The sequence below is a fragment of the Arthrobacter sp. efr-133-TYG-118 genome, from assembly GCF_030209755.1.
Taxonomy (GTDB): domain Bacteria; phylum Actinomycetota; class Actinomycetes; order Actinomycetales; family Micrococcaceae; genus Arthrobacter.
The window spans coordinates 1-1,597 of record NZ_JARVRH010000046.1 but is presented as its reverse complement, the minus strand read 5'-3'; the positions used below and the strand labels follow the sequence as shown (position 1 = coordinate 1,597).

Below are 1,597 nucleotides of genomic sequence, written 5' to 3'. Positions count from 1 at the left end.
CACGAGCGTCCCGATCGCCCCGGTGCCGGGGGTTCCGATGATCAGGTCGCCTTCCTTACGTTTTTGTTGTGGGTGATTTCGGAGCTGTCGTAGTGTTTCGATCACCCTCGGGCGGCGGGCATGGCAGAGATCTCCTTGCCGCTTGGACGGCTCACTGGGAATGGCCGCCCGCTGCCCGCCGATGACCCGACCGCTGATTGAGAATTACGACATTGATCGTTGGGTAAGGACGTGCCGGCGTGGTTATCGACAGGGCCAACCGAAAACTTGGAGCTGATCGAAGGGACTTAAGGTATGCCAGCATTCTGGGTAGGAATCGACTCGGGCAAAAGGGCCCATCACTGCGTCGTAATCGATCAGGCTGGGACCGTTTTGCTCTCGAGACGTGTCGAAAACGACGAAAACGCCCTGCTCGACCTCATGGCCACGGTCGCGGAGATCTCTGCCGGCGGCGAGGCCTGTTGGGCCACGGATCTGAACGCCGGCGGTGCGGCACTGCTAATCGAGCTGTTGGCCGCGCACGCCCAGCAGCTGCTCTATATCCCGGGACGGATCGTGCATCACGCCGCAGCGACCTACCGCGGGGACGGCAAGACCGACGCGAAGGATGCCAGGATCATCGCCGACCAGGCACGGATGCGCACCGACCTCCAACCAGTCCGCGGCGCGGACCAGATCAGCGTGGACCTGCGGCTCCTGACCGCCCGCCGCACCGATCTGATCTGCGACCGTGTTCGGGCGATCAACAGGCTCCGTGCCACTCTGTTGGAGTACTTCCCGGCGCTCGAGCGGGCGTTCGATTACTCGAAGAAGGCGCCCCTCATCCTTCTCGGCGGCTACCGGACCCCCGAGGGCATCCGGCGGACAGGACTGACCCGGCTCACAAGCTGGCTCAGGAAACACGGCTGCAGGAACAGCGCCAAGATGGCCGAGAAAGCACTGCAAGCCGCGAACTCCCAGCACACCATCCTGCCAACCCAGACCACAGGCTCCGCCCTGGTCGCCCGCCTGGCCGAGCAAATCAGCACTCTCGATGCAGAAATCGCCGACGTCGACGCCCAGATCACCGACCTGTTCCGCCAGCACGATGCCGCCGATGTCCTGCTCAGCATGCCTGGATTCGGACCCATACTTGCAGCAACTTTCCTGGCGAACATCGGCGGCAACCTGGACGCGTTCGACTCAGTCGACCGGCTCGCCAGCGTCGCGGGCCTGGCCCCCGTCCCGCGTGATTCCGGACGAATCAGCGGAAACCTTCACCGACCGCGCCGCTTCAACCGCAGACTCCTGCGCACCTGTTACCTCGCCGCCCTCTCCAGCCTCAAGAACAGCCCGGCCTCAAGAATCTACTATGACCGGAAGCGCGGAGAAGGAAAATCCCATAAACAGGCCCTCATCGCCCTCGCCAGACGCCGCATCAACGTCCTCTGGGCCATGCTCCGCGACCACACCGCCTACCAGGAACCAATCCCAAGAATCAAAGCTCAGGCGGCTTGACAGAAACATTGAGATTCCCAGTGGCCGGGGACCGCACGGTCATCTGCTTCGGCCGGGCGTTCGCTGATCAGCAGCTCTTTCGGGACCCGGGGCCGGCGCA

The 1,597-nt window shown here is 63.5% G+C and carries 1 protein-coding gene; it reads left to right on the top strand.

Translation table 11 applies throughout. The features are described 5' to 3' along the window. Positions 1 to 294: 294 nt before the first annotated feature. Positions 295 to 1,497, top strand: a complete 1,203-nt coding sequence (locus tag QRN59_RS24280; RefSeq protein ID WP_284984984.1) for an IS110 family RNA-guided transposase — start codon at positions 295 to 297, stop codon at positions 1,495 to 1,497. Positions 1,498 to 1,597 lie beyond the last annotated feature (100 nt).